The 25,081-nt window shown below is 51.4% G+C and carries 20 protein-coding genes and 1 other annotated feature; all 20 genes read left to right on the top strand.

Annotation, left to right across the window (positions count from 1 at the left end; translation table 11 throughout):
• The first annotated feature begins 13 nt into the window (after window positions 1-13).
• Window positions 14-985 (top strand): V0D/AC39 family V-type ATPase subunit, encoded by a 972-nt coding sequence (locus tag LKD70_RS00815; RefSeq protein WP_227706158.1) that lies wholly within the window; start codon window positions 14-16, stop codon window positions 983-985.
• Window positions 978-1,304 (top strand): V-type ATP synthase subunit F, encoded by a 327-nt coding sequence (locus tag LKD70_RS00810; protein ID WP_227706157.1) that lies wholly within the window; start codon window positions 978-980, stop codon window positions 1,302-1,304. Before LKD70_RS00815 ends, LKD70_RS00810 begins: the two co-directional genes overlap by 8 nt.
• Window positions 1,301-3,067: a V-type ATP synthase subunit A gene (locus LKD70_RS00805; RefSeq protein ID WP_227706156.1), complete on the top strand. Its 1,767-nt coding sequence runs from the start codon at window positions 1,301-1,303 to the stop codon at window positions 3,065-3,067. Before LKD70_RS00810 ends, LKD70_RS00805 begins: the two co-directional genes overlap by 4 nt.
• Entirely contained in the window at window positions 3,067-4,437 is a 1,371-nt protein-coding gene (locus LKD70_RS00800; RefSeq protein ID WP_227706155.1) for a V-type ATP synthase subunit B, read from the top strand. Before LKD70_RS00805 ends, LKD70_RS00800 begins: the two co-directional genes overlap by 1 nt.
• Window positions 4,438-4,554: 117 nt before the next feature.
• Window positions 4,555-5,211, top strand: coding sequence for a V-type ATP synthase subunit D (locus LKD70_RS00795; RefSeq protein ID WP_227706154.1), 657 nt, complete (start codon window positions 4,555-4,557; stop codon window positions 5,209-5,211).
• Window positions 5,212-5,610: 399 nt separating this feature from the next.
• Window positions 5,611-6,819 carry an AI-2E family transporter gene (locus tag LKD70_RS00790; protein ID WP_227706153.1) on the top strand — a complete coding sequence of 403 codons (1,209 nt, stop codon included), beginning with the start codon at window positions 5,611-5,613 and terminating at the stop codon, window positions 6,817-6,819.
• 175 nt (window positions 6,820-6,994) lie between these two features.
• A complete protein-coding gene (rpmG, locus tag LKD70_RS00785; protein WP_009321242.1) occupies window positions 6,995-7,144 on the top strand; it encodes a 50S ribosomal protein L33 in 150 nt (49 codons plus the stop codon).
• 22 nt (window positions 7,145-7,166) lie between these two features.
• Entirely contained in the window at window positions 7,167-7,364 is a 198-nt protein-coding gene (gene secE / locus LKD70_RS00780) for a preprotein translocase subunit SecE (RefSeq protein WP_227706152.1), read from the top strand.
• Window positions 7,365-7,389: 25 nt separating this feature from the next.
• Entirely contained in the window at window positions 7,390-7,908 is a 519-nt protein-coding gene (gene nusG / locus LKD70_RS00775; protein ID WP_227706151.1) for a transcription termination/antitermination protein NusG, read from the top strand.
• A gap of 51 nt (window positions 7,909-7,959) precedes the next feature.
• Complete coding sequence (gene rplK / locus LKD70_RS00770; protein WP_227706150.1) at window positions 7,960-8,385, top strand: 50S ribosomal protein L11; 426 nt, start codon at window positions 7,960-7,962, stop codon at window positions 8,383-8,385.
• A 138-nt stretch (window positions 8,386-8,523) separates the two neighbouring features.
• Window positions 8,524-9,216: a 50S ribosomal protein L1 gene (gene rplA, locus LKD70_RS00765; RefSeq protein WP_227706149.1), complete on the top strand. Its 693-nt coding sequence runs from the start codon at window positions 8,524-8,526 to the stop codon at window positions 9,214-9,216.
• A gap of 165 nt (window positions 9,217-9,381) precedes the next feature.
• Entirely contained in the window at window positions 9,382-11,406 is a 2,025-nt protein-coding gene (locus tag LKD70_RS00760) for an InlB B-repeat-containing protein (RefSeq protein ID WP_227706148.1), read from the top strand.
• Between the two features lie 91 nt (window positions 11,407-11,497).
• The gene (locus LKD70_RS00755; RefSeq protein ID WP_227706147.1) at window positions 11,498-12,970 is read left to right on the top strand and encodes a Wadjet anti-phage system protein JetA family protein; all 1,473 of its coding nucleotides are present in this window, start codon (window positions 11,498-11,500) and stop codon (window positions 12,968-12,970) included.
• Window positions 12,971-13,083: 113 nt separating this feature from the next.
• Window positions 13,084-13,731 (top strand): DUF4194 domain-containing protein, encoded by a 648-nt coding sequence (locus LKD70_RS00750; RefSeq protein WP_227706146.1) that lies wholly within the window; start codon window positions 13,084-13,086, stop codon window positions 13,729-13,731.
• On the top strand, window positions 13,688-17,134 hold the full coding sequence (locus LKD70_RS00745) for an SbcC/MukB-like Walker B domain-containing protein (RefSeq protein WP_227706145.1): 3,447 nt from the start codon (window positions 13,688-13,690) through the stop codon (window positions 17,132-17,134). Before LKD70_RS00750 ends, LKD70_RS00745 begins: the two co-directional genes overlap by 44 nt.
• Window positions 17,070-18,269, top strand: a complete 1,200-nt coding sequence (locus tag LKD70_RS00740; RefSeq protein ID WP_227706144.1) for a Wadjet anti-phage system protein JetD domain-containing protein — start codon at window positions 17,070-17,072, stop codon at window positions 18,267-18,269. The genes LKD70_RS00745 and LKD70_RS00740 overlap by 65 nt, the downstream gene beginning before the upstream one ends.
• A gap of 132 nt (window positions 18,270-18,401) precedes the next feature.
• Entirely contained in the window at window positions 18,402-19,499 is a 1,098-nt protein-coding gene (locus LKD70_RS00735) for a hypothetical protein (RefSeq protein WP_227706143.1), read from the top strand.
• 20 nt (window positions 19,500-19,519) lie between these two features.
• Window positions 19,520-19,663 (top strand) — a sequence feature (ribosomal protein L10 leader region).
• A 148-nt stretch (window positions 19,664-19,811) separates the two neighbouring features.
• On the top strand, window positions 19,812-20,372 hold the full coding sequence (gene rplJ / locus LKD70_RS00730; RefSeq protein WP_227706142.1) for a 50S ribosomal protein L10: 561 nt from the start codon (window positions 19,812-19,814) through the stop codon (window positions 20,370-20,372).
• An 87-nt stretch (window positions 20,373-20,459) separates the two neighbouring features.
• Window positions 20,460-20,828 carry a 50S ribosomal protein L7/L12 gene (gene rplL, locus LKD70_RS00725; protein ID WP_407690875.1) on the top strand — a complete coding sequence of 123 codons (369 nt, stop codon included), beginning with the start codon at window positions 20,460-20,462 and terminating at the stop codon, window positions 20,826-20,828.
• Window positions 20,829-21,212: 384 nt separating this feature from the next.
• The gene (rpoB, locus tag LKD70_RS00720; protein WP_227706140.1) at window positions 21,213-25,079 is read left to right on the top strand and encodes a DNA-directed RNA polymerase subunit beta; all 3,867 of its coding nucleotides are present in this window, start codon (window positions 21,213-21,215) and stop codon (window positions 25,077-25,079) included.
• Window positions 25,080-25,081: the final 2 nt, after the last annotated feature.

Below are 25,081 nucleotides of genomic sequence, written 5' to 3'. Positions count from 1 at the left end.
AGGAGGGTTAAACTTGAGTAATACGAAATATACTTATGCGGTTGCGCGCATTCGTGCACTGGAAGTATCCCTGTTTAACGACGCGTTCATCGAGCAGCTCTTATCCTTAGGCACGGCAGAGCAGGTGCTCCAGGCGGTGATGGAAAAGGGCTGGGGAGATGTGTCGGCGGACAGCAGCATGGACGCGGTCTTAAAGCGCGAGGAGGAGAAGGCCTGGGAGGTGATCCGGGATGTGGCTCCGGATATGAGCGTTTTTGACGTGATGTCGTATCCGAAGCTCTATCACAATTTAAAGGCTGCGGTGAAGGAAGTCTACACCCGGTCGGGACGGGAAGGCATCTTCTATGACGACTGCTCCATTCCGGGCAGAGAGATGCTGCGGATTGTGGAGAACAGGGAGTTCTCAAAACTTCCGGGCGATATGGGCCGGACGGCTCAGGAGGCACTGGAGATCCTTCTTCACACCGGAGACGGGCAGCTCTGCGACATTACAGTGGACCGGGCAGCCCTGGAGGCAATGTATGCGGCAGGAAAAAGATCGGGGGAACCGATCATAGAGAGCTATGCAGACACGACAGTGGCGATCGCGGATATCAAGATTGCGGTCCGGGCTCAGAAGACCGGGAAAAGCGCAGACTTTATGAGAAGCGCCATGGCTGAGTGCGACAGCTTAAGCGTGGATCAGCTGATCCGTGCGGCGCTGTCCGGGGCAGATGAGATTGCCAGGTATCTGGAAGGAACATCCTACGCAGGAGGCGCGGATGCTCTGCGCGAATCCCCGTCAGCTTTCGAGCGCTGGTGCGATAACCGTATGACAGAAACCATGAAGACTCAGAAATATGAGACATTTTCTGTGGGACCCCTGCTGGGGTATCTGATTGCAAGAGAAAATGAGATCAAGACAGTTCGGATTATCATAACAGGAAAGCAGAACGGCTTTTCCGATGATGCGATCCGGGAAAGGATAAGGGAGATGTATGTATAAGATTGCAGTGATCGGCGACTACGACAGCATCTACGGGTTCGCCACATTGGGCCTCGACATCTGCCCTGTGAAGACCCGGGATGAGATCCGTGAAAAGCTGCGCCGTCTTGCTGAGAGCGGCTACGGGATTATCTATATTACTGAGGCAGCGGCGGCAGAGGCGGGAGACGAACTGGAGATGCTCCGCGGCAGGACGCTTCCGGCAGTGATTCAGATACCGGGAGTATCCGGCAACACGGGTGCCGGCGTGGAAGGCGTGAAGAAGACCGTGGAACAGGCGGTCGGATCAGATATTCTGTTTGGAGGAGTGAACGAATGAGCACAGGAGTGATTAAAAAGGTCGCAGGCCCTCTCGTCATCGCAGAGGGAATGCGCGATGCAAATATGTTTGACGTAGTCCGTGTGTCAAATCAACGTCTGATCGGCGAGATTATCGAGATGCACGGGGACGAGGCGTCGATTCAGGTATATGAGGAGACGTCGGGACTCGGGCCGGGCGAACCGGTGGAGTCCATGGAAGTTCCGATGTCCGTAGAGCTCGGACCGGGACTTATCACAAGTATCTACGACGGAATCCAGAGACCGTTGGACGATATTATGAAGATCTCGGGAAACAACTTAAAGCGCGGTGTTGAGGTTCCGTCCTTAAAGCGTGACCTGAAGTGGGAGTTTGTGCCCACCGCAAAAGCGGGCGACGAAGTGGAAGCGGGCGACGTGATCGGAACCGTACAGGAGACGGTTCTCGTACAGCAGAAGATCATGGTTCCCTATGGCATAAAAGGAACGATCAAAGAGATCCGCGGCGGAGAGTTTACCGTTGAAGAGACAGTCGCTGTTGTGGCGACAGAGGACGGAGATAAGGAACTGACGCTGATGCAGAAGTGGCCGGTGCGCCGCGGGCGTCCGTATCAGAAGAAACTTCCCCCGGAGATGCCTCTTGTGACAGGACAGCGTGTAATCGATACGTTCTTCCCGATCGCAAAGGGCGGTGTGGCCGCAGTGCCAGGACCGTTCGGAAGCGGAAAAACGGTAATCCAGCACCAGCTTGCAAAGTGGACCGAGGCGGATATCGTCGTTTATATCGGATGCGGCGAGCGCGGAAACGAGATGACGGACGTTTTGAACGAGTTCCCGGAACTGAAAGACCCGAAGACCGGCCAGCCTCTGATGCAGAGAACCGTGCTGATCGCAAACACTTCGGATATGCCTGTGGCAGCCCGTGAGGCGTCGATCTATACCGGAATTACGATTGCGGAATATTTCCGCGACATGGGTTACTCTGTGGCCCTGATGGCGGATTCCACATCCCGCTGGGCGGAGGCGCTCCGTGAGATGTCAGGACGTCTGGAAGAGATGCCCGGTGAGGAAGGATATCCGGCATACCTCGGAAGCCGTCTGGCACAGTTCTACGAGAGAGCAGGACATGTGATTTCGCTTGGAAAAGAAGGCAGAGAAGGCGCGCTTTCCGTAATCGGGGCCGTGTCTCCTCCGGGTGGAGATACATCCGAGCCGGTATCCCAGGCGACGCTGCGTATTGTAAAAGTGTTCTGGGGACTGGATTCGGCTCTTGCATACAAGAGACACTTCCCGGCGATCAACTGGCTGAACAGCTATTCTCTGTATCTGGATGACATGGAGAAATGGTTCAACGGAAATGTGGCGCCGGACTGGATGGAAGGCCGTCAGAAGATGATGACGCTGCTTCAGGAAGAGGCAGAACTTGAAGAGATTGTAAAGATGGTCGGAATGGACGCCCTGTCACCGGGTGACCGGCTGAAGATGGAGGCGGCAAGATCGATCCGTGAGGACTTCCTTCACCAGAACTCCTTCCATGAGATCGACACGTATACGTCGCTGAAAAAGCAGCATATGATGATGCAGCTTGTCAATGCGTTCTATGACAGAGCGGTTCAGGCACTCTCGGAGGGAGCATCTCTGCAGAAGCTGATCTCCATGCCGGTGCGTGAGCAGATCGGACGTTTCAAGTATGTAAAAGAAGCGGATCTGGATCAGGAGTTTAAGAAAGTAGATGAAAATTTGAGCGCACAGATCGCGGGCGCCTTTGAAAAGGAGGAACGGTAATGCCGAAAGAGTACAGAACCATACAGGAAGTCGCCGGCCCGCTGATGCTCGTGCGCGGTGTGGAAGGCGTGACATATGATGAGCTGGGCGAAATCGAGCTCGCCAGCGGGGAGACAAGGCGCTGCAAGGTGCTGGAAGTAGACGGAAGCGATGTGCTTGTACAGCTTTTCGAGAGCTCTACGGGTATCAACCTGTCCAACAGCAAGGTGCGGTTCCTCGGACGAAGCATGGAGCTGGGCGTGTCAGAGGACATGCTCGGCCGGGTATTTGACGGTCTGGGACGTCCCATTGATGACGGGCCGGAGATCCTTCCGGATAAGCGTATGGATATCAACGGTCTGCCGATGAATCCGGCAGCGAGAAGCTACCCGGAGGAGTTTATCCAGACCGGCGTGTCCGCAATCGACGGACTGAACACCCTTGTCCGCGGCCAGAAGCTGCCGATCTTCTCCGCGTCCGGTCTGCCCCATGCCCAGCTTGCGGCGCAGATCGCGAGACAGGCGAAGGTGCTTGGAAAGGATGAGAGCTTCGCGGTTGTGTTCGCGGCGATGGGTATTACATTCGAGGAGTCAAACTTCTTCGTGGAAAGCTTCCGTGAGACGGGAGCACTGGATCGTACTGTGCTGTTCATCAACCTGGCGAACGACCCGGCGATCGAGCGTATTGCAACCCCGAAGATGGCACTGACAGCGGCAGAGTACCTTGCATTTGAGAAAGATATGCATGTTCTTGTCATTCTTACAGATATCACAAACTACGCGGACGCCCTGCGTGAGGTCTCCGCAGCGAGAAAAGAGGTGCCGGGCCGCCGCGGTTATCCGGGATATATGTACACGGATCTTGCGACGATCTATGAGAGAGCCGGAAGGCAGAACGGGAAGAAGGGAAGTATCACGATGATCCCGATTCTGACCATGCCTGAGGATGATAAGACTCACCCGATCCCGGACCTGACCGGATATATCACAGAGGGGCAGATTATCTTAAGCCGTGAACTCTACAGAAAAGGTATCACACCGCCGATCGATGTACTGCCGTCCCTGTCCCGTCTGAAAGATAAGGGAATCGGTGAGGGCAAGACCCGCGCGGATCACTCCAATACACTGAACCAGCTTTTCGCCGCGTATGCACGAGGAAAAGACGCGAAAGAGCTGATGGTAATCCTGGGTGAGGCTGCTCTGACCGATATTGACCTGCTGTACGCGAAGTTTGCCGACGCTTTTGAGCAGGAATATGTATCCCAGGGATACAACACCGACCGCAGCATCGAAGAGACACTGAATATCGGCTGGAAACTCCTCCGCATGCTGCCCAGAACCGAGCTGAAACGAATCGACGATAAATATCTGGATATGTACTATGCCGAATAGCAGTTCCGCGGTGCGCAGATGATTCACACGTGTCTTGCAAGTTTACTTGCGGAAGACACGGGGGAGTCATCTGCATAGGGCGGATAATTCAGATTATTTATCAAAGGAGGTGGCGTTTTGGCGGCAACGCAGGTGAATCCGACCCGGATGGAGCTGACAAGGCTAAAAAAGAAAAGAATCACAGCCATCCGCGGTCACAAACTTTTAAAAGACAAGCGCGACGAACTGATGCGTCAGTATCTTGATCTTGTCCGTGAAAACATGGAAGTGCGTAAGAAAGTAGAAGCGGGCATCGGATCTGCCAACAGAAATTTCGTCATAGCCAAGGCGGGTATGTCCGAGGCTGCACTGAATACGGCTCTGATGGCGCCCAAACAGGAAGTGCAGCTTAAAGCAGGGGAGAAGAATGTCATGAGTGTTGACATTCCGACCTTTGAGTATACGACAAGAACTGCCGATGAGAACGATATCTATTCCTACGGCTTTGCGTTTACTTCCAGTGACCTGGACGGAGCGGTAAAGTCGCTGGCAGACGTTCTGCCGGATATGATCCGGCTGGCTGAGATCGAGAAAGCGTGCCAGCTTATGGCGGCTGAGATCGAAAAGACGAGAAGGCGTGTCAATGCGCTGGAACATGTGATTATTCCGGAAACGGAAGAAAGCATTAAATATATCACAATGAAACTGGATGAGAATGAGCGAAGCACACAGATCCGACTGATGAAGGTGAAGGATATGATGCTGGAGGATGCTCATCACTACAGTGAGAAGTAAATATTGATTTGCCGGGAGCAGCACTGGCTGAACAGATATCAGCACACAGGGCTTCACCGGGACAGCGGTGTATTTTTCCGGTGAATCAGGAGTAATAACAGAAGAGAAGACGGAATTTTTTGACGTATTATTGCAGTTGATATAACTGCGTTTGTCAATAAAGTCCGTCTTCTCTTTTCAAATGTCTTTGACAGTTCAGAGGGATATGTTAAGATAAAAAGAAATGATCCTTTTCCTGCAAACCAGACAGGAAAGGAGAACAGTGCTTTTTCCCACGATTCTCCGACAGGAATATCCGGAAAAACTTAAAGAAATTATAATCAGAATGGCAGAACGGGGAAATTATAAAAGCAGCGGAAGTAAATTGACATGTCATTAGGCGTGCGGACAGGAGGAACTATGAAACTTGACAAGGAAGGCATGCGGAAGATAAAGGAACTGATCGTTTTTACGATTATCATACTGATTGCACTCTGGAACTATGAGCTGCTTTTCTCGTGGATAAAATTCGCGTTTGGGATTATTTTTCCGTTTCTTCTGGGCGGCGGAATCGCTTTTGTGCTGAATGTGCCCATGAAGTTCTTTGAGGAAAAGCTGTTTAAGAACCGGCGGATGAGAGAAAAAAAGATTACAAAGCGTATCGCGAGACCGGTCAGCCTTGTGCTGACGATAGCGGCTGTCATCGGGGTTATTGTTCTTGTTATGTTTGTCGTTGTTCCTGAACTGACGCAGACGGTGATCTCGCTTGGGAGGACGATCCGCATGTTCGTTCCGGAAGCCCAGCGGTTCCTTGAGGATCTATTTACGGACAACGCAGAAGTGCAGGCATGGCTTGACGGACTGAATCTGAACGTGGACACTCTGATGGACAGCGCCGTGGCGCTGTTTCAAAGCGGAGCGGGAAATGTGTTCAACTCTACAATGTCTGCGATCGGCTCCATTGTAAGCGGAGTGACAACGTTTGTGATCGCTTTTGTGTTTGCGCTTTATGTTCTGCTGCAGAAGGAGAAGTTAAATGTTCAGATGCGTAAGGTTATGTATGCTTTTCTGCCTGAAGCGCGGGTGGAGTGGTGCCTGGAGATCTGTTCTCTGACAGGGAAATCTTTTTCCAGCTTTCTGACGGGACAGTGTGTGGAAGCACTGATTCTGGGGACAATGTTCTTTATTGTCATGAGTATTCTGAATATGCCGTATGCGCTGCTGGTGGGCGTGCTTATTGCGTTTACCGCACTGATTCCTATTTTTGGAGCTTTTATCGGATGCATTGTGGGAGCGTTTCTCATTCTGATGGTAAATCCGCTGCAGGCGCTGATTTTCGTGATTGTTTTCCTCGTTCTTCAGCAGATTGAAGGGAACCTGATCTATCCGAAAGTGGTTGGGAGCTCCGTGGGCCTGCCGTCTATCTGGGTGCTCGCAGCGGTGACAATCGGAGGAAATCTGATGGGGATTGTCGGAATGTTAATCTTTATCCCGATTGTATCGGTTGTGTATACGCTGTTCAGAGCCAGTGTGTATAAGCATTTGAAAATGAAACACCGGGATATAAGGACAGGAGAAAGGGAGAATGAAGCGGATGAGGACCCGGAAGAAAAAGAGCGGTGGCGCTGAACAGACTGATCAGAAGATTTAAAGATAATATACCTAAAGTACTTGACTTCCTTCCATACGTCGTGGTACAATACTACGGCGAATGGAAGTAGGTCTTTTTTTTATGCCTAAAATTTGATGGGTTCGCAGCCATCAGCAACACGAAGTTGAATATGTTAAAAGCGAGGTGGAAGTTGTGCGCACAAGAATTACACTGGAGTGTACGGAATGCAAAAACCGTAACTACAACATGACGAAGGACAAGAAAGCTCATCCGGACCGCATGGAGACCAAGAAGTACTGCAGATTCTGCAAATCACACACACTGCACAAGGAAACAAAGTAGTCGCCGGAGGGAAGTGGACACGATGAGTGAAAAGGAAAAGACTCAGAAAAAGAGCTGGTTCAAGGGACTTCAGGCAGAGTTTAAGAAGGTCATCTGGCCAGACAGGAAAACACTTACAAGACAGACTGCGGCGGTTATCGTTGTCTCGGTTATTCTTGGAGCGGTGATCGCGGTTGTTGACGCGATTCTCACATACGGGATTGAGCTGCTGGTAAGATAGCAGGCTGCAGCAGAAAGGTGATTTTATGTCAGAGGCAAAATGGTATGTAGTTCATACTTATTCAGGGTATGAAAACAAAGTGAAGGCGAACATTGACAAGACAATTGAAAACCGCCATCTGGAAGATCAGATTCTGGAAGTCCGCGTTCCCATGGAGGAAGTAACGGAGCTTAAGAATGGTGTCCAGAAAGCCGTACAGCGAAAGATGTTTCCGGGATATGTTATGATTCATATGATTATGAATGACGACACATGGTACGTGGTGAGAAACACCCGCGGTGTGACCGGATTCGTCGGACCGGGATCCAAGCCGGTTCCGCTGGAAGAAAGTGAGATGGAAAATCTCGGTATCAAACATGACAATGTGATTGTCAACTTTGGCGTGGGCGACACGGTTGTTGTGTTAAGCGGCGCGTGGGAAGGCACTGTCGGCGTTGTTCAGAGCATGAATGAGCAGAAGAAGAGCCTGTCTATCAATGTCGAGCTGTTTGGCCGAGAGACTCCGGTTGAACTTGGTTTTTCAGAAGTGAAGAAAATGGATTAAAGATGAGTGGGAGGGGAATATCCCCGCCAATACCACAAGGAGGTAATTGAAATGGCAAAAAAAGTAGAAGGTTATATCAAATTGCAGATTCCTGCCGGAAAGGCAACTCCGGCTCCGCCGGTTGGTCCTGCGCTTGGACAGCACGGTGTAAATATCGTTGAGTTTACGAAACAGTTCAATGCAAGAACAGCAGATCAGGGAGACCTGATTATCCCGGTTGTCATCACAGTTTACAATGACAGAAGCTTCAGCTTCATCACAAAGACACCGCCGGCTGCAGTTCTGATTAAGAAAGCCTGCAAGATCCAGTCCGGTTCAGGCGTGCCGAACAAGAACAAAGTTGCGACAATCACAAAGGCTCAGCTTCAGGAGATCGCTGAGACGAAGATGCCTGACCTGAATGCGGCGACTGTTGAGGCAGCCATGAGCATGGTAGCCGGAACATGCCGTTCCATGGGAGTAGTTGTAGAGGAATAGAGCACTGGACAATTCCCTTTCGGTTCTCTCTTATCCGGTGGCTTCGGGAAAGAGAACGCCGTCAGGGCAGCAGAGTAGATTCACGAAACAAGTGGGAGGGGCACGATCCCGCCATTACCACAAGGAGGTTATTGTAAAATGAAACGAGGAAAGAAATATATCGAAGCTGCAAAACTGATCGAGAGAGGAAACCTCTACGACAAAGAAGAAGCAGTGGCATTAGTTAAAAAGGCGGCAGTAGCAAAGTTTGACGAGACAATCGAGGCTCACATCAGAACAGGATGTGACGGACGTCACGCTGACCAGCAGATCCGTGGTGCGGTAGTTCTTCCGCACGGAACAGGTAAGAAAGTTCGTATCCTTGTATTTGCAAAGGATGCAAAAGCTGAGGAAGCAAAGGCAGCAGGTGCTGACTTCGTAGGCGGAGACGACCTGATCCCGAGAATCCAGAACGAGGGATGGCTTGACTTTGACGTTGTTGTTGCAACACCGGACATGATGGGCGTTGTAGGACGTCTCGGACGTGTGCTCGGACCGAAAGGACTTATGCCGAACCCGAAAGCCGGAACAGTTACAATGGACGTGACAAAAGCGATCAATGATATCAAAGCCGGTAAGATCGAGTACAGACTCGACAAGACAAACATTATCCATGTGCCGATCGGTAAGGCATCCTTTACCGAGGAGCAGTTAGCGGACAACTTCCAGACGCTTATCGATGCGATCAATAAGGCAAGACCGGCAGCAGTTAAAGGCCAGTACCTTAAGAGTGTAACTCTTACATCTACAATGGGACCTGGCGTTAAGGTTAACCCGCTGAAGCTTGCGTAATTGCATAAAAGACAGTAGAAAACAGTACAGTAAAAATCCCTTCAGGCCGTATGATTCCGGTCTGAGGGGATTTTTTTAAATATTGATTTATCACCATGCCGCGTAGTATAATACTTACTATGCAAGACATAAGTTACCAAAAATCAAAGGAAAACGGGACGGAAAATGAATAAATTTAAAGGAATAAAAAGAGCAGGTGCAGCGTTGTGCGCGGCGGTACTGACAATTTCTTCTTCGCTCACGGTGTCGGCCGCAACATGGGAAGGGGTTGATACCTGGGAGAAGCTGCTTGAAGTATTTGCGCAGGATCAGGATGAAGTCGTGACAATTGAGCTGACAGGGGATATTTCATTTGAGGGCACACTGACTGCAAATGAAGGACAGACCTATATTATCAATGGGGAAGGGTTTGCGCTGACGGATGCGGCGTTTACAGGCGGCGGTTCTGTAGAGATCAACAGCGGTGTAACAGGGACGGAGGGAAATTCCGCCCTGTATACAGATGGCAATGTCGATGTCACCGTCAACACGGATATTACGTCTGATGGTACGGGCGTGGAGGCGCGCGGAAACTCCAGTACAGAAGTGAACGGGAGTATAACAGCAGTGAATGACTATGGCGTCTGGACACTGAACGCTGCGGAGGTGTCCGTGAATGGTGACATAAACGCGGATTTCGGAATTGTTTCAACAGAAGAATCCAAAGTTACAGTGGACGGTAATGTTGCTGCAACAGGAGGTCAGGCGCCGGATGAGGAAGGGAATCTCGAATATGGCAACATGAACGATCCGGAGGGAGCCTCAGAGGGAGGCAACGGCATCAATGCGTCGCAAAGCTCGGCAGTAACCGTGACAGGGAATGTGACCGGTGGTGAAGGATACGGAACAGATGGAAGCGGCGGAGTCGGTGTCCTTGTTGCGGAGGATGCCGCAGTAAATGTGGGAGGCAGTGTCACTGGCGGCAATGTGACGGCAGACCCGTCGGTAGAAGCAGAAATAGGATGGGGAAGCCGCGCGGGAGATGGAATTGCGGTGGAATACAGTGCAAATGTGACAATTGGAGGAGATATTCAGGGAGGCAGCACAAACGGCAGCAATGGAACTGCGGGAAGCGGCGCTGTGATTTTGGTGCCTTTTAATTCCACAGATGTACCGGGGCAGGTTCAGGTGGGCGGAAGCTTGACCGGAGGAACTGCGGAATATGGCGAGGACGGTGCGGGAATTTTTTATCAGGGCACGATAGCCAGTGAGATTACAGCAGATATGCTCGGTGAAAGCGGAGTTGATCTGATGAGTTTTATTGACTGGGAGACCAGTGATAATATGGCATACTACTATTCGGCTGCGGGGCTGCCGCGGGAGGGATATCCTGAATGGGTTACGCCTCACAGGTATGATATTTTGGAAGTTCTCGCGGATGTGCTGCATATAAGCCAGGAAGAAATAATTAATATGTCCATAAATGAGATGATAAGCTGCTATGACGCGCTCCCGGCAGAGGAGAAGGAAACGGCAGTCGGCAGGTTTGTGGACTTGTTCAATGGTTTCCATCAGGAAATTCGTGACATGGCGGGGACAGATTTTGAGGTGAATACAAATGTCCCGGTGATTACCGTGGGCGCGGTGATCGGCGGCGGAGACGCACAGGCGTTTGGGGCGGATGCAAGAGCGAATGTGGCGCAGATGCTTGGAGCAGATGTAAATTATCATATCTCTGTGATTGACTCGGAGCACGGTTCCGTGTCTGTTGACCGTACAGCGGCGAAAATCGGCGAGACTGTAACCGTAACTCCGACACCTGAAGAGGGGTATGAGGTGAGTCATGTTTTTGCAAACGGTACGGAGATAACACCGGCAGACGGAGTATACACTTTTGTTCTTGGAGGCCGGACGGAAGTTGCGGCAGAATTTGCGGAGAAGACAGAAAAGCCGGAAGTACCGGAAGTACCGGAAGAGCCTGAAGGGCCGACGACAGATCCTTCGCAGCCGGACGGATCCCAGACAGAGGATCCGACTCTGCCGGATGGAAACGGAGAAGACAATGTGAAAAATACGTCTGATTCCGGCAAGAGTGCGCCCGGGACCGGGGATTCGTCCCCTGCAGTGCTTCCGGCAGTGTGGGCAATGCTGGCGGCCGGAGCAGCTGCGGTCGGCGGAACGGTACTGTATATCAGCAGAAAGAGACGCTGACACTGAGAAGGATTATAAAAATATTTTGCTAAAGGAGCGCGCAGCGCCGTTGTCCGGCACTGCGCGCGGCTGTTTTTCAGCAGAGGTGAATATGAGTCTGATGGAAAAAATCCCGCGGGATTTCTATAAACTGTTTGCAAGTAAATATACGGATTACTATATGCTTTTTCTGACGGCCATCTACGAGGAGATGAACCAGTCGTATTCTGTCCTCGGTCTGACGGAGAGAGAATGTACTGCGGTAATCAATGAAAGGGTTGCGTCGGCGACTATTCTCTGGGACAGTGAGAATTATGACGAAGAAGGCGTTTTCCTCACCCGTTCCAATATGGCGCAGGTGTGCCTGAAACACTTTGAGGAGTGGGGATGGCTCAAACAGGACTATGACGAGACGCTGAACGCGTATGTCGTCACATTCCCGGAATACAGCCGGATGTATGTGGAGCTTTTTGCCAGACTGATGGATGAGAACGACAGCCGGGAGAGGGAGAGCGTGCTTACGATCTACAGCCATCTGTACACTTACAGTGTGGATGAGGAAAAAAATAATGAGATACTCAAAAGTGCGCTGAATGCCTCGAAAAGGCTGGTCCAGATGCTGGTGAATATGCAGGACGGCATGAGAGAGTATTTTGACGAGATGTCTGATCAGACGAATTTCAGGGGGATTCAGGAAGTCCTTGTAAAAGAGATCAACAACAGTGACAGCCGCAAATATGCGATTCTCACAACAAAAGACAGTTTTTACCGCTACAAGGAGGCAGTGAAGGAACTGCTTGTGAAGAATCTTGATGAAAATGACGCGCGCAGGCGGCAGCAGGAGAGGGCGCTCGCTGAACTGGAACATGCCGAAAAGGCGCAGCCGCCTGAGGCGGAATACAGGCAGAAGGCCGCACGTGTCCGGGCGGAGCGCGCGTGCCGGATCTGCGATGAGGCGGCGGACATTATGTTTGGCCTCGAGCGGCAGTTTGATTTGATCGAGCGCAGATATAACAAGCTGATTGAGCAGAAGACGATATTTGCTTCCCGTGCGGCAGCCCGGATCCGCTATGTGATGCAGGAGGGCGCCGGGGAGGAGGACAGGACGGTTGTCCTTGTGAATCTGCTCGGGACAAGCCCGAATCGGGAACGGATACTGGAAGCACTCTCAGAACGGCTTCCGCTTAGTGCTCCGTACCGGATTATGAACGGGAACAGCCTGTTCCGCAGAAGGGACGGCAGAAAAGAGGAATTTTCGCCCCGGGCGGTGGAAAAAGAAAAGCAGCCGGGGGATGAGATGGATTCCTTTATCCTAAGGCCGCTGTACACGCAGAAAGAGATCCGGGAATTTCGGAGAAAGAATGAGAAAGACGGCGTCTTCAAAGTGACGGAGCGCACGGTGCAGTCTGCGGAAGATCTGGAAAAGCTGTTTTTTGTCTGGCAGGAAGCGACCGAGAGCGCGCAGAGCGGGGCGGATATCAGGCTGGGCAAAGAGATGGAGAACGGGACAGGGTTTACATTTACCGGGCTTGAAATCAGGGAAAGCGGACACTCTGCAGAAGGTGAAGCGGGACGGAGTGAATGACCGGGAAAGACGAAGCGGGACGGAGTGAATGACCCGCAGAAGATGAGGCAGGGCAGAGGAAATCGCCCGCGGGAAACGGGAAACAGGACAGAAGAGAGGGAAAGGAAGATACAATGTTTGCATACTTGGAAGAGCTCTCGGCTGCAGAGGCGGACCAGCTGAGAAAGACGATACAGGCGCTGTTCCGCCAGACGTGCATCCTTCAGGTGAAATATGATCCGGCAACGCTTTCGCCCAGGGACAATTCTCAGTACGAGATCTGTTCCAGACACCGGAACTTTATAGAGGATTACGTGTCCGTGCTTGGGTGCGAGCTTATCCATGACGCACAGGAGCACATCTTCCGGCTGGCCGGAGAGGGGATGCCCGTGGAGAAACTGAATCCGGTAAACACACTGATTCTGCTTGTTGTCAGAATGATTTACCGCGACCGGATCATGGGAAAGGGGCTGAACGCGCCGCTTACCAATTTAAAAGAGATCCGCGAGTACGGGAAAAACACGAATCTGATTGCGGACAGACTGACCTCCGGAGAGTGGAAGTCGGCGCTCTATCTGATGCGGACGCACCAGATTATCGATGTTCCGGGAGCGGTGAAGGATGTGGAGGATGAGACGCCGATCTATATTTACAGTACGATTAATCTCTATCTGACAGCAGGGGATATCAACGCCCTGATCGAAGAATATCAGGAGGAGCCGGGAGAGGAGGAAATGTATGAGACAGCCGAAGAAATTATTTACGAGGATTCTGATCAATAACTGGGGCGGGATCAGCCACCGGGTACTCACTCTCCACGAGCATGTGAATCTGTTCAGCGGGAAGAGCGGATCGGGAAAATCTACCGTGATGGATGCGATCCAGGTCGTGCTCTACGGAAGCGTTTCTCAGAGCTTTTTAAACAAAGCGGCAGACGATTCCAAGAATAAAAGAAGCGTGCTCAGCTACTTGAGGGGCGCGCAGAAGGACGGCACGGCAAACAGGAGCGGAATCGATTTCTGCTCCCAGATTGTGATGGAGATCGAGGATACGGGAAACCATATCGTCACATGCATTGGAGTTGCCTTTGAAGTCGGGAAAAACGACGCGGATCTGAAGCGGTATAACTTTTTCAGCCATTCCGGCAGGATTCCGGAGGACGAATACTTAAAGGACGGGATTCCGTATACGATCGCGCAGATTAAGAAACTTACCCAGGAGCGCAGCAAAAGTGTGGACAACAGAGGGCACGGGGAAGTGAACCGGGTCTATCCGTCCCGGGAGGCATACCTGAATATGGTGTATGACGTGATCTTCGGCTATGTGGAGCAGGGCCGCATGATTACGATGGAGAAGAGCGCCATCGCACTGAAGATGACCAGTGGAACCGGACAGTTTATCCGGGACTATATGTTCCCGAAGAGCAAAGAAAACACCGTTGCCGTGATCAGTGAGCAGCTCGGGGCGTACAGAGAGATCCGGGAGAGGGTGGATGACCTGGAGAAGAGGATGGAGCTTCTGGATGATATTCACGGGGCTGACCTTGCGCTTGCGAATATCCGGGCAGATAAGATCCACGGCGAGACTGTGCTGAAATATATCGAGATCGAAGGAAGCAGAGCGAAGCTTCAGTCACGCAGGGATGATCTGGAACACGCCGTAAAGGCGCTGGAGAGCGCGGAACAGAAGCAGAACGGGATTCAGCAGAAGCTGGAAAAACTGCGAAGCGATCTGGTGGATGTGAAAGCGGAGCTTAAAAACAGTGATTACGGACAGAAGCAGCAGGAGCTTAAGGAAATGGAACGCACGATCCGTCTTCTGGCCGACAATTCCGCCCGGTGGCGGCAGATTCTGCACGGACTGAAGCGCTGGGAGGAGGAAGAGACCGCCACAGATTATGTGAGTAACCGTGCCCTTCAGCTGATCGGAGATTTTGCCGGCGGAGAGGTGACAGAGGAAAAGTGCGAAGAGCTGAAAAGCCACTTGAAGGCAGCGCTTGAAAATGTGTCGGAGGAGCTTTCCGAGCTGGGGGCGTCCTTAAGAGAGATGGAGAAGGAACTCCGGGAGAAGGAAGAGGCGCTCGAAGATATGCAGAACGACCGGAAACCTTATCCGAAAGACTTAAAAGCTGCCCGGCAGCAGCTTCAGAGCGCGCTGAGCGACCGCTACGGAAGGACGATCCAGGTACATATTCTGGCGGATCTTTTCGACATTACGGATGAGAAGTGGAAGAACGCAGTGGAGGGACGGCTTGGAAGGATCAAGAGAAGCATGATCACAGAGCCGGCCTACGCCATTGATGCGGCGAAGATCTTCCGGAAAATGAAGCGGTTCGAGGAAGTTGACCTGATCAACAGCGCCGCGGTTCAGAGAGAGTCGCCGAAGGCGGAGCCGGATTCCCTCTATGAGGCAGTGCGCACGGACACGGGCTATGTGGACTGGTGTCTGAAGCGGTATCTCGGAAGAATCCGGAAATGTGAGACTGTGGAGGAGTTAGACAGTGTCAGAGACGGAGTTACACCGGACTGCTATTCCTACAGCAACTCGATTTTCCGGCATTTAAGAGAGCGGGACTATACGAAGGGAGCCTGCATCGGGACGAAGATTTCCAGGCGGCGGTTAAAGGAGCTGGAGGAAGAGATCGACCGGATGAAGGAGCAGCTGATCGGGGAACGGCAGACAGAAGCAGCGCTTAAAGAGGCGCAGAAATTTGAGAGCCTGAACGAGGAGACGGGGCAGATCATAAAGCTTGCCGGAGCGGCGGATGAGCTGGAACAGTATTACAGAAGGGAAGACCGGCTGAGAGAGGAGATCAGAGAGCTTGCCGATGGGACAAGGACCGCAGAACTCAAAACGAGACAGGAACATCTCGAAGCGGAGATCTCCCGGAGCGAGGAAGAGGCAAAACAGGTTCAGGCCGAACAGATCCGGCTCGGAAGCGTCCGTCAGGCGGCAGAGAGGGAGATCGGAGAACTGGAGGGAAAACTGGAGATCCTGCGGATGGGATTTGTCCCGGATGAGAAGCTGCTTCAGGAAGTTGACGCAGAGCTTCGGAAGAGAACAGAGGCGGCGTACCGCCAGGAAGTGAGGGCGAAGCTGGAGCGGCTCGGCGCGGAGGAGGAACAGGCGTTTGAGAGCAGGGCAATGGCGAGAAACCGGTTTAACCATGCATACCCTTCCTATGGGTTTACCGGTGTGGAACACGAAAATGACGCCTACGACAGGGTGCTGGAACAGTGCAGAAAAGACTTTGAGCCGAAATACAAAGAAGAGTTCCGGAAGCAGTATGAGCTTGTGTATCACTCGCTGAGAGACAACGTCATCGCCACGATACACGGGGAGATCCGGGCGGCGTACCGGCACAGAAAAGAGATCAACCGGATGCTTTCAAAGATCCGGTTTTCGGACAGCATTTACCAGATTGATATCCTTCCGGCAAAAAACGAGAACGGACAGTTTTATGACATGCTGATGGCGGAGGAGCTGGACAGCAAAGTGGTGGACAACAGCGGTTTTGACGGACAGATGAGTCTGATGGAGGATGAATTTTTCCGGAAATATGAGCAGAAGATACAGCTTCTGACGGAGAAGTTCATGCCTCTTCGGGAGGAGGACAGCCAGAACCGGGAACGCCATAAGCTCGAGATGGAGCGGTTCGCCGACTATCGGAACTACCTGACATTCAGCATGTATGAGCAGTCAGTTGACGAGAACGGAAACGAGAGGAAAAACTATGTGGACGACATGGCGGGAGTGGATTCCGGAGGAGAAGGACAGAATCCGAAGTACGTCGCGCTTCTCGCCGGATTCGCCATGCTTTATATGCAGCAGAGCAACCGGGATTCCAAGATACGGCTCGTTCTTCTGGACGAGGCGTTTTCCAAAATGGACAAGGAGAGGAGCGAGGTCTGCCTGCGCTATGCGAGGGAACTTCAGCTTCAGCTTATTGTGTGTGTTCCGGACGAGCGCCTTCAGTCGCTGATCCGCAATGTGGACAGTGTGTACGGGTTCCGCAGGTTCAAAAACCAGATCAGCATGATGCATATTGACAAGGGAGATTACCTCAGCATGATTGAGGGAGAGGAAAATGAGAGAACAGATCGCGAAGGCGGGGATGTGAATGCAGAAAATGCAGAAGATGAAAGAGGAGCCGTCTCTGATCCGGTGGCTGATCCGCTCTATTGACGGTGATGCTTACCGGGCCGGGCGGCTTTCCGGGATGAAGCACCCGAAAGTAGATCAGCGGATGATCGATGCCACAGGCGGCATGAGGCTTCTTATTGCGCAGGTGGAAGAACTGGAAGAGGCAGGACTTTTGAAGGCGGAAAAAAGGAATCTCGGCGCGGATCTTGTGAAGCTGGAATACCCGGTCAGCATTATGCCTGAGCTGTGCCGGCGGGCAGGGATCGAAGATCCGAGAAAGCGCCAGATCCGTTATATCGCAAAAACGCAGGTGTGGCTGAAAGAGACAGAGGGAACTTACCTGGAGCCGTATTACAGAAGCGTTCTGAAAAGGCTTGAGGAGGGACAGGATGTCAGAAATCCGGATATGGAGGATGACGCGTTTTTCCGCTGCCTCAATGCGATCCCCACATTGGAAAAACCAATGTGGCGCCATGTGTTCAGCGCATCGGTGCTGGGAGACTCCAAGCTGTTCGAGCGGCAGTATGAGACGAGAGTGCTCACAGTGCTCACAGACCGGTCCCCGCTGTATGTAGAAGGAATGACGAATACGGAGGTTTTAAGCGCCCACGGGATACTTACCTATTCCCAGACGCTGGAGTGGAAAGGGCCTCTTTGTTACTGTCTGGACGGAGAAACGGTGATTGACTCCTCGGACTGCAGGTACGGGACGGTCATTAACGCGCAGACACTGGAACACGCGCGGCCGTATGCGCTTCCGTCGGTAAAGAAGGTCGTTGTGATTGAAAACAAGGCCAATTACGAGGACATGCAGTACCGGGATGACACTCTTTTCGTATACTGCCACGGCTTCTTCTCCCCGAAAGAGACGGAATTTCTGCGGAAGATCACAGACGTGGCAGTGCCGGGGATACAGTATCTCCACTGGGGAGATATGGATCTGGGCGGGATACGGATTTTCCTGTATAATAGGAAACAGATTTTCCCCGAGCTTCGGCCATACAGGATGAACAGGGAGGAGTTTGAACGGGCACTCAGTGAAGGGGCGGGTATTTCCCTGAAGAAGGATAAGAGGGAAAACCTTGAAAAAATGGATGCGGGAGAGCTTGAAGACCTGAAGATGTGTATTTTGGAAACCGGGAAGGAGATTGAGCAGGAGGTCCTGATTGGGGTTTGATATCGTGTGGGGTTAACAAGAAAACACCCTTTTTCATTATAATATCCGTGCGAATGGTACTGCTCGGACATACATGTCTACGACGAAGCGGGAAACAGGGCGTCGCGCCAGGAGTTTGACTCGAATTTTGACATGACGTTTCCGTATTATTTCTATGTGGCAGATGACAACGGAACGGCGTCCGTCGTCTACAAGCAGGTGAATATTTACGCGGAGACTGTGGATGAACAGGGAAATGTCAGCAGCGGACGTGTCGGAACATATGAAAATGTAGAGAGAAGGACAACCTTAAAGGAGCTGGGCTTTGTATTCCCGGAGACAGCGCAGAGTTATGACGGGAAAGTCTTTACAGGATGGGAGATAGACAATATATACGAGCCGGCGGTTGATGAAAACTGGCAGATTGTAAGTGACCCGAATCACGGGACAGAAAATTATGATCTTAGAATCAGCCCTGTTTATGAAGAAGGAGGAGAACCGGAAGTTCCCGTAGAGCCGGATAAGGATCCGATTGCCGAGATGATTGAAGCGGCAGATGAAGGGGATACTGTCGTGATCACAGATACGGAAACAGCGGTTATCTCCAAAGAGGCTCTGGAGGCTGCAAGAGGAAGAGATATTGATGTCGTCCTTGATATGGGCGAATACAGCTGGGTGATTAACGGAACGCAGATTTCCGATGATGCGCTGTCTGATATTGACCTTTGTGTAATACGCAGAGCCCAGGTAATTCCGGAAGATGTTGTGGAAGCCCTTGCAGGCGAAAACGAGGCGGAGCAGATCAGACTGGTACATAACGGAGATTTTGGATTCACGGCTGAACTGGTTCTCAGTGTGGGAAGCGGTCATGCAGGCGAGACAGGTGTTCTCTATTATTATAATAATGGAGAGACAACTGCTATTGACAGTGAAACTGTACAGGAAAACGGCGATCTGCGGCTGACGTTCACTCATGCGTCCGATTATATCCTTGTGTTGGAAGATAAAGAAGAGCCGACAGATCCGGAAGAGCCGGTGAACCCGGAGAAGCCGGCAGACCCGGAGAAGCCGACAGCGCCTGAGAAACCGGCAAACCAGGAACAGTCTTCGGCGCCGGATAACAATCATGCGAATACCGGGGAAAAGGCGGTTCAGACGGGGGATGACCCCATTCTGCCGGTGATGATTCTGCTTGCGGTATCAGGAGCGGCAGCAGCGGGAATAATTTATTACAGAAGAAAAAGTGCTTGACATATCAAAAAAAATGTGCTAACTTATACTAGCAACTGCCGAAGACAGTAGGTGCTGTAAAGCGTAAGGATCAAAACGCCTACCGAGGAGAGTCAGATTTATTACGAGAGTATGAATTTACGAACCTCTGTGTCTTTGCGGCACAGAGGTCTTTTTTTCCCGGACCGCTGATGCGGAACGGGTTGCTGAACTTTGGCAGTACACGCAATTGTGACAGTTCAGGCCGCGCCATTCGTAAAACCGCACTTCGTGCTTACTGCGGCTGACGCCGTGAACTGTTGCAGCAAAATTTATAAGGAGGTGTACCAGAAAGTGGCAAAAGTTGAATTAAAACAGCCGATCGTACAGGCAATCGCAGAAGAGATCAAAGATGCGCAGTCAGTCGTTCTTGTTGATTACCGCGGACTTACAGTCGCTCAGGATACAGAGCTGCGTAAACAGCTCAGAGAAGCAGGCGTAGTCTACAAGGTATATAAGAACACGATGATGAAGAGAGCTTTCGAGGGAACAGAGTGTGAAGGCCTTGAGAGCTGTCTGGAAGGACCGAGTGCAATCGCGATCTCCAAAGACGATGCGACAGCTCCGGCAAGAATCCTTTGCAACTTTGCAAAAGACGCTCCGGCGCTTGAGCTTAAAGGCGGTGTCGTAGAGGGAAATGTATACGACGTCGCAGGGCTGACAGAGCTTTCCAAGATTCCGTCAAGAGAAGTGCTTCTTTCCAGACTTCTTGGAAGTATGCAGTCACCGATTGCAAACTTTGCGCGTGTTATTAAGCAGATTGCTGAGAAAGACGGCGAGGCTGCTCCGGCTGAAGAAGCCGCACCGGCAGAGACAGCAGAAGCTCCGGCAGAAACTCCGGAAGCAGACGCATAATTTATTCTTAATAAAAAGTTATGTCCTGCAGACAGGACAGATGTAAAATGATTAAAAACAAAATGGAGGATATGAAAAATGGCTAAATTGACAACAGCTGAAATGATCGAAGCGATCAAAGAGTTATCAGTATTAGAGTTAAACGAGCTTGTAAAAGCTTGCGAAGAAGAGTTCGGCGTATCTGCAGCAGCAGGCGTTGTAGTTGCGGCAGCAGGCGGAGACGGAGCTGCAGCAGCTGAGGAGAAGGATGAGTTTGATGTAGAGCTTGTATCTGCAGGCGCTTCCAAGGTTAAGGTTATCAAAGTTGTTCGCGAGATCACAGGTCTTGGACTGAAAGAGGCAAAAGAGCTTGTTGACAACGCTCCGAAGGTAGTTAAAGAGGGTGCTTCCAAGGCTGAGGCTGAGGAGATCAAGGCAAAACTGGAAGAGCAGGGCGCTGAGGTTAACCTGAAATAATTGCCATTAAGCGGTGATTGAGATCCTGCCGGGAGAAATTCCGGACAGTTAAAGAAAGGAGGACCGTGGAAGAGATCGAGCTTCTGCGGTCCTTTGTGTTGTCGAATAAGACCGCATGATATCATAAAATGAGAAAAATGTCAAGAAAAATCAGAAAAAAAGAGGAAATAATTGTTGACAATAAAAAGAGCTTTGTGATATAGTAAAAAATGCACTATTATGGAAAGGTATGCCATATCAGGTGTATATATACTGTCGCATGGCTCTTTTCATATATTTTTCATATATTTATTTCAGCGGGATGATGGCTCCCGTCTGATATATGCTCCGCCGCGATGCGCGGATGCGAGTCTTGAATAGAAAAACAAGAGGAGTGAAACGTCAATGGAGAAAAACAGGATCCGTCCCATTAAAACCGGAAAAAGCTTCCGCATGAGCTATTCCAGGCAGAAGGAAGTATTGGAGATGCCCAATCTCATTGAAGTTCAGAAAGATTCCTATCAGTGGTTTCTTGATGAAGGACTCAAAGAGGTGTTCGACGATATTTCCCCGATCGCTGATTACAGCGGGCACTTAAGCCTGGAATTTGTGGATTTTACACTCTGCGAAGACGATGTGAAATATTCGATCGACGAGTGTAAGGAACGCGATGCGACATATGCGGCGCCCTTAAAAGTAAGGGTCAGACTCCACAATAAAGAGACCGATGAGATCAACGAACATGAAATCTTCATGGGAGATCTTCCTCTGATGACAAAGACCGGAACGTTTGTCATCAATGGGGCAGAACGTGTCATCGTAAGTCAGCTTGTGCGTTCTCCGGGTATCTACTATGGCATTGCCCATGACAAGCTCGGAAAGAAACTCTATTCGGCGACAGTCATCCCGAACAGAGGCGCATGGCTTGAGTATGAGACCGATTCCAATGACGTTTTTTATGTACGTGTAGACAGAACGCGTAAGGTGCCGATTACAGTGCTGATCCGTGCGCTCGGCGTCGGAACAAACGCGGAGATCGTTGAGCTTTTCGGAGAAGAGCCGAAGATCCTCGCAAGTTTCGGAAAAGACACTGCTGAGAATTATCAGGAGGGTCTGTTAGAGCTGTACAAAAAGATCCGTCCGGGAGAGCCGCTCGCGGTTGACAGCGCGGAGAGCCTGATCAACAGCATGTTCTTCGATCCGAGGAGATATGATCTTGCCAAAGTCGGACGCTATAAATTCAACAAAAAGCTGATGCTGAAAAACCGTGTCACCGGACGCATTCTCGCAGAGGACGTAGTAAGCCCGCTGACAGGTGAAGTTGTGGCTGAAAAAGGGACAAAGATTACAAGAGAGATCGCGGATGCAATCCAGAACTCTGCTGCAGATTACCTCTGGGTAGAGGGCGAGGATGCTTCCAGAAATATCAAGATTCTTTCCAATAAGATGGTAGACCTGCAGGCAGTTGTGGACGTGGACCCGAAGGAAGTAGGCGTGACAGAGCAGGTATACTACCCCGTGCTTGCGGGAATTATCGAGGAGTCGGCAGGTGATATAGAGGAACTTAAGAGCCTCATCAAACGCGACATTCACGACCTGATTCCGAAGCATATTACAAAGGATGATATTTTCGCGTCCATTAACTATAACATTCATCTTGAGTACGGCATTGGAAATGACGATGATATCGATCATCTGGGCAACCGCCGTATCCGCGCGGTGGGCGAGCTGCTCCAGAACCAGTACAGAATCGGTCTTTCCAGACTGGAAAGAGTTGTACGCGAGCGTATGACTACACAGGACCAGGAGGGAATCTCTCCGCAGTCCCTGATTAACATCAAGCCGGTGACAGCCGCTGTAAAAGAGTTCTTCGGATCTTCCCAGCTGTCCCAGTTCATGGATCAGAACAACCCGCTGGGCGAGCTGACGCACAAGAGACGTCTCTCCGCTCTGGGACCGGGCGGTCTGTCAAGAGACCGTGCGGGATTTGAGGTCCGCGACGTACACTACTCCCACTACGGAAGAATGTGTCCGATCGAGACTCCCGAGGGTCCGAACATCGGTCTGATCAACTCTCTCGCATGCTACGCGAGAATCAATCAGTACGGTTTTGTTGAAGCACCGTACAGAAAGGTCGACAAGAGCGACCCGGCAAATCCGCGTGTTACAGACGAAGTTGTATATATGACAGCGGATGAAGAGGACAATTACCATGTGGCTCAGGCGAATACGCCTCTGGATGAGGAAGGACACTTTGTGAATAAGAACGTGTCCGGACGTTACCGCGAAGAGACGCAGGAGTATGAAAGAAATAAATTCGACTATATGGACGTATCCCCGAAGATGGTGTTCTCCGTGGCTACGGCGCTGATTCCGTTCCTTCAGAACGACGACGCGAACCGTGCTCTTATGGGATCCAACATGCAGCGCCAGGCCGTACCGCTTCTGACGACGGAGGCTCCGGTAGTCGGAACAGGTATGGAAGTGAAGGCAGCCGTAGACTCCGGTGTGTGTGTAATCGCAGAGGAGGCGGGAACAGTAGAGAGCTCCACGTCCACTGAGATTGTGATCCGCCATGAGGACGGAACAAGGAAGTCCTACAAGCTGACGAAGTTCCAGCGAAGCAACCAGAGCAACTGCTACAACCAGAGGCCGATCGTCAACAAGGGCGACATCGTGAAGAAAGGTGATGTCATTGCTGACGGACCGTCCACATCAGGCGGAGAGATGGCGCTCGGAAAGAACCCGCTCATCGGCTTCATGACCTGGGAAGGTTACAACTACGAGGACGCGGTTCTCTTAAGTGAGAGACTGGTACAGGATGACGTTTACACTTCTGTTCATATTGAAGAGTATGAGGCAGAGGCAAGAGATACAAAGCTCGGACCGGAGGAAATCACAAGAGATATTCCGGGCGTGGGCGACGATGCGCTCAAGGATCTGGATGAGCGCGGAATTATCCGCATCGGAGCGGAGGTAAGGGCAGGGGATATCCTTGTCGGAAAGGTGACTCCGAAGGGAGAGACAGAGCTGACGGCAGAGGAGAGACTGCTCCGCGCTATCTTCGGTGAAAAGGCACGTGAGGTAAGAGATACTTCCCTGAAGGTGCCGCACGGCGAGTATGGTATTGTCGTGGACGCGAAAGTGTTCACAAGAGAAAACGGTGACGAGCTGTCTCCGGGAGTGAATCAGGCAGTCCGCATCTACATCGCGCAGAAGAGAAAAATCTCTGTCGGCGACAAGATGGCTGGCCGTCACGGAAACAAGGGTGTCGTTTCCCGTGTACTTCCGGTGGAAGATATGCCGTTCCTGCCGAACGGACGCCCGCTTGACATCGTGCTTAACCCGCTGGGCGTGCCGTCCCGTATGAATATCGGACAGGTGCTTGAGATCCACCTGAGTCTTGCTGCGAAAGCACTTGGATTCAACATCTCCACACCGGTGTTCGACGGCGCCAACGAGGTGGATATTATGGACACTCTCGACCTGGCGAATGATTATGTAAATCTTGAGTGGGAAGAATTTGAGAAAAAGCACGGAGAGGAGCTGCTCCCGGAAGTGCTTCAGTATCTGTCGGACAACAGAGAACACAGAAAACTCTGGAAAGGCGTGCCGATCTCAAGAGACGGAAAAGTGCGCTTAAGAGACGGACGTACCGGAGAGTTCTTCGACAGCCCGGTTACAATCGGACACATGCATTACCTGAAGCTCCATCACCTGGTAGACGATAAGATCCACGCGCGTTCCACCGGACCGTACTCCCTTGTCACACAGCAGCCGCTGGGAGGTAAGGCGCAGTTCGGAGGACAGCGTTTCGGAGAGATGGAGGTATGGGCTCTTGAGGCGTACGGAGCATCCTACACGCTGCAGGAGATCCTGACTGTGAAGTCCGACGATGTTGTCGGCCGTGTGAAGACTTACGAGGCAATCATCAAAGGTGAGAATATACCGGAGCCTGGAATCCCGGAATCCTTCAAGGTGCTCTTAAAGGAGCTTCAATCTCTTGCACTGGATGTCCGCGTGCTGCGCGACGACAACACAGAGGTGGAGATTATGGAGAACGTGGATTACGGCGATACGGATCTGCGCCACATCATCGAGGGCGACAGAAAGTACCGCGATGAGAATGAGTCCTTCGGAGATCATGGCTTCACCGAGCAGGAATTTGTAGGCGAGGAGCTCGAGGATGTTGAACCTGAGGAAGAAGAACCGGATGACAGCGATCTTGATGCCATCGAGTTTAATGAGTTTTCCGATTATGACGAAGAATAACA

Source organism: Ruminococcus turbiniformis (genome assembly GCF_020687545.1).
Lineage (GTDB): Bacteria > Bacillota > Clostridia > Lachnospirales > Lachnospiraceae > Mediterraneibacter > Mediterraneibacter turbiniformis.
Note: the sequence above shows the minus strand (reverse complement) of the source record. Positions and strands in the feature narration are given on the sequence as shown.

What these genes read in the sequence shown, in the direction of transcription:
- LKD70_RS00750 (WP_227706146.1), top strand. Translation starts at nt 13,084, where the DNA reads ATGTTTGCATACTTGGAAGAGCTCTCGGCTGCAGAGGCGGACCAGCTG.
- rplK (WP_227706150.1), top strand. Translation starts at nt 7,960, where the DNA reads ATGGCAAAAAAAGTAGAAGGTTATATCAAATTGCAGATTCCTGCCGGA.
- LKD70_RS00810 (WP_227706157.1), top strand. Translation starts at nt 978, where the DNA reads ATGTATAAGATTGCAGTGATCGGCGACTACGACAGCATCTACGGGTTC.
- nusG (WP_227706151.1), top strand. Translation starts at nt 7,390, where the DNA reads ATGTCAGAGGCAAAATGGTATGTAGTTCATACTTATTCAGGGTATGAA.
- LKD70_RS00740 (WP_227706144.1), top strand. Translation starts at nt 17,070, where the DNA reads ATGCAGAAAATGCAGAAGATGAAAGAGGAGCCGTCTCTGATCCGGTGG.
- LKD70_RS00755 (WP_227706147.1), top strand. Translation starts at nt 11,498, where the DNA reads ATGAGTCTGATGGAAAAAATCCCGCGGGATTTCTATAAACTGTTTGCA.
- rpoB (WP_227706140.1), top strand. Translation starts at nt 21,213, where the DNA reads ATGGAGAAAAACAGGATCCGTCCCATTAAAACCGGAAAAAGCTTCCGC.
- rplA (WP_227706149.1), top strand. Translation starts at nt 8,524, where the DNA reads ATGAAACGAGGAAAGAAATATATCGAAGCTGCAAAACTGATCGAGAGA.
- LKD70_RS00800 (WP_227706155.1), top strand. Translation starts at nt 3,067, where the DNA reads ATGCCGAAAGAGTACAGAACCATACAGGAAGTCGCCGGCCCGCTGATG.
- secE (WP_227706152.1), top strand. Translation starts at nt 7,167, where the DNA reads ATGAGTGAAAAGGAAAAGACTCAGAAAAAGAGCTGGTTCAAGGGACTT.
- LKD70_RS00745 (WP_227706145.1), top strand. Translation starts at nt 13,688, where the DNA reads ATGAGACAGCCGAAGAAATTATTTACGAGGATTCTGATCAATAACTGG.
- LKD70_RS00760 (WP_227706148.1), top strand. Translation starts at nt 9,382, where the DNA reads ATGAATAAATTTAAAGGAATAAAAAGAGCAGGTGCAGCGTTGTGCGCG.
- LKD70_RS00790 (WP_227706153.1), top strand. Translation starts at nt 5,611, where the DNA reads ATGAAACTTGACAAGGAAGGCATGCGGAAGATAAAGGAACTGATCGTT.
- LKD70_RS00805 (WP_227706156.1), top strand. Translation starts at nt 1,301, where the DNA reads ATGAGCACAGGAGTGATTAAAAAGGTCGCAGGCCCTCTCGTCATCGCA.
- LKD70_RS00735 (WP_227706143.1), top strand. Translation starts at nt 18,402, where the DNA reads ATGACGTTTCCGTATTATTTCTATGTGGCAGATGACAACGGAACGGCG.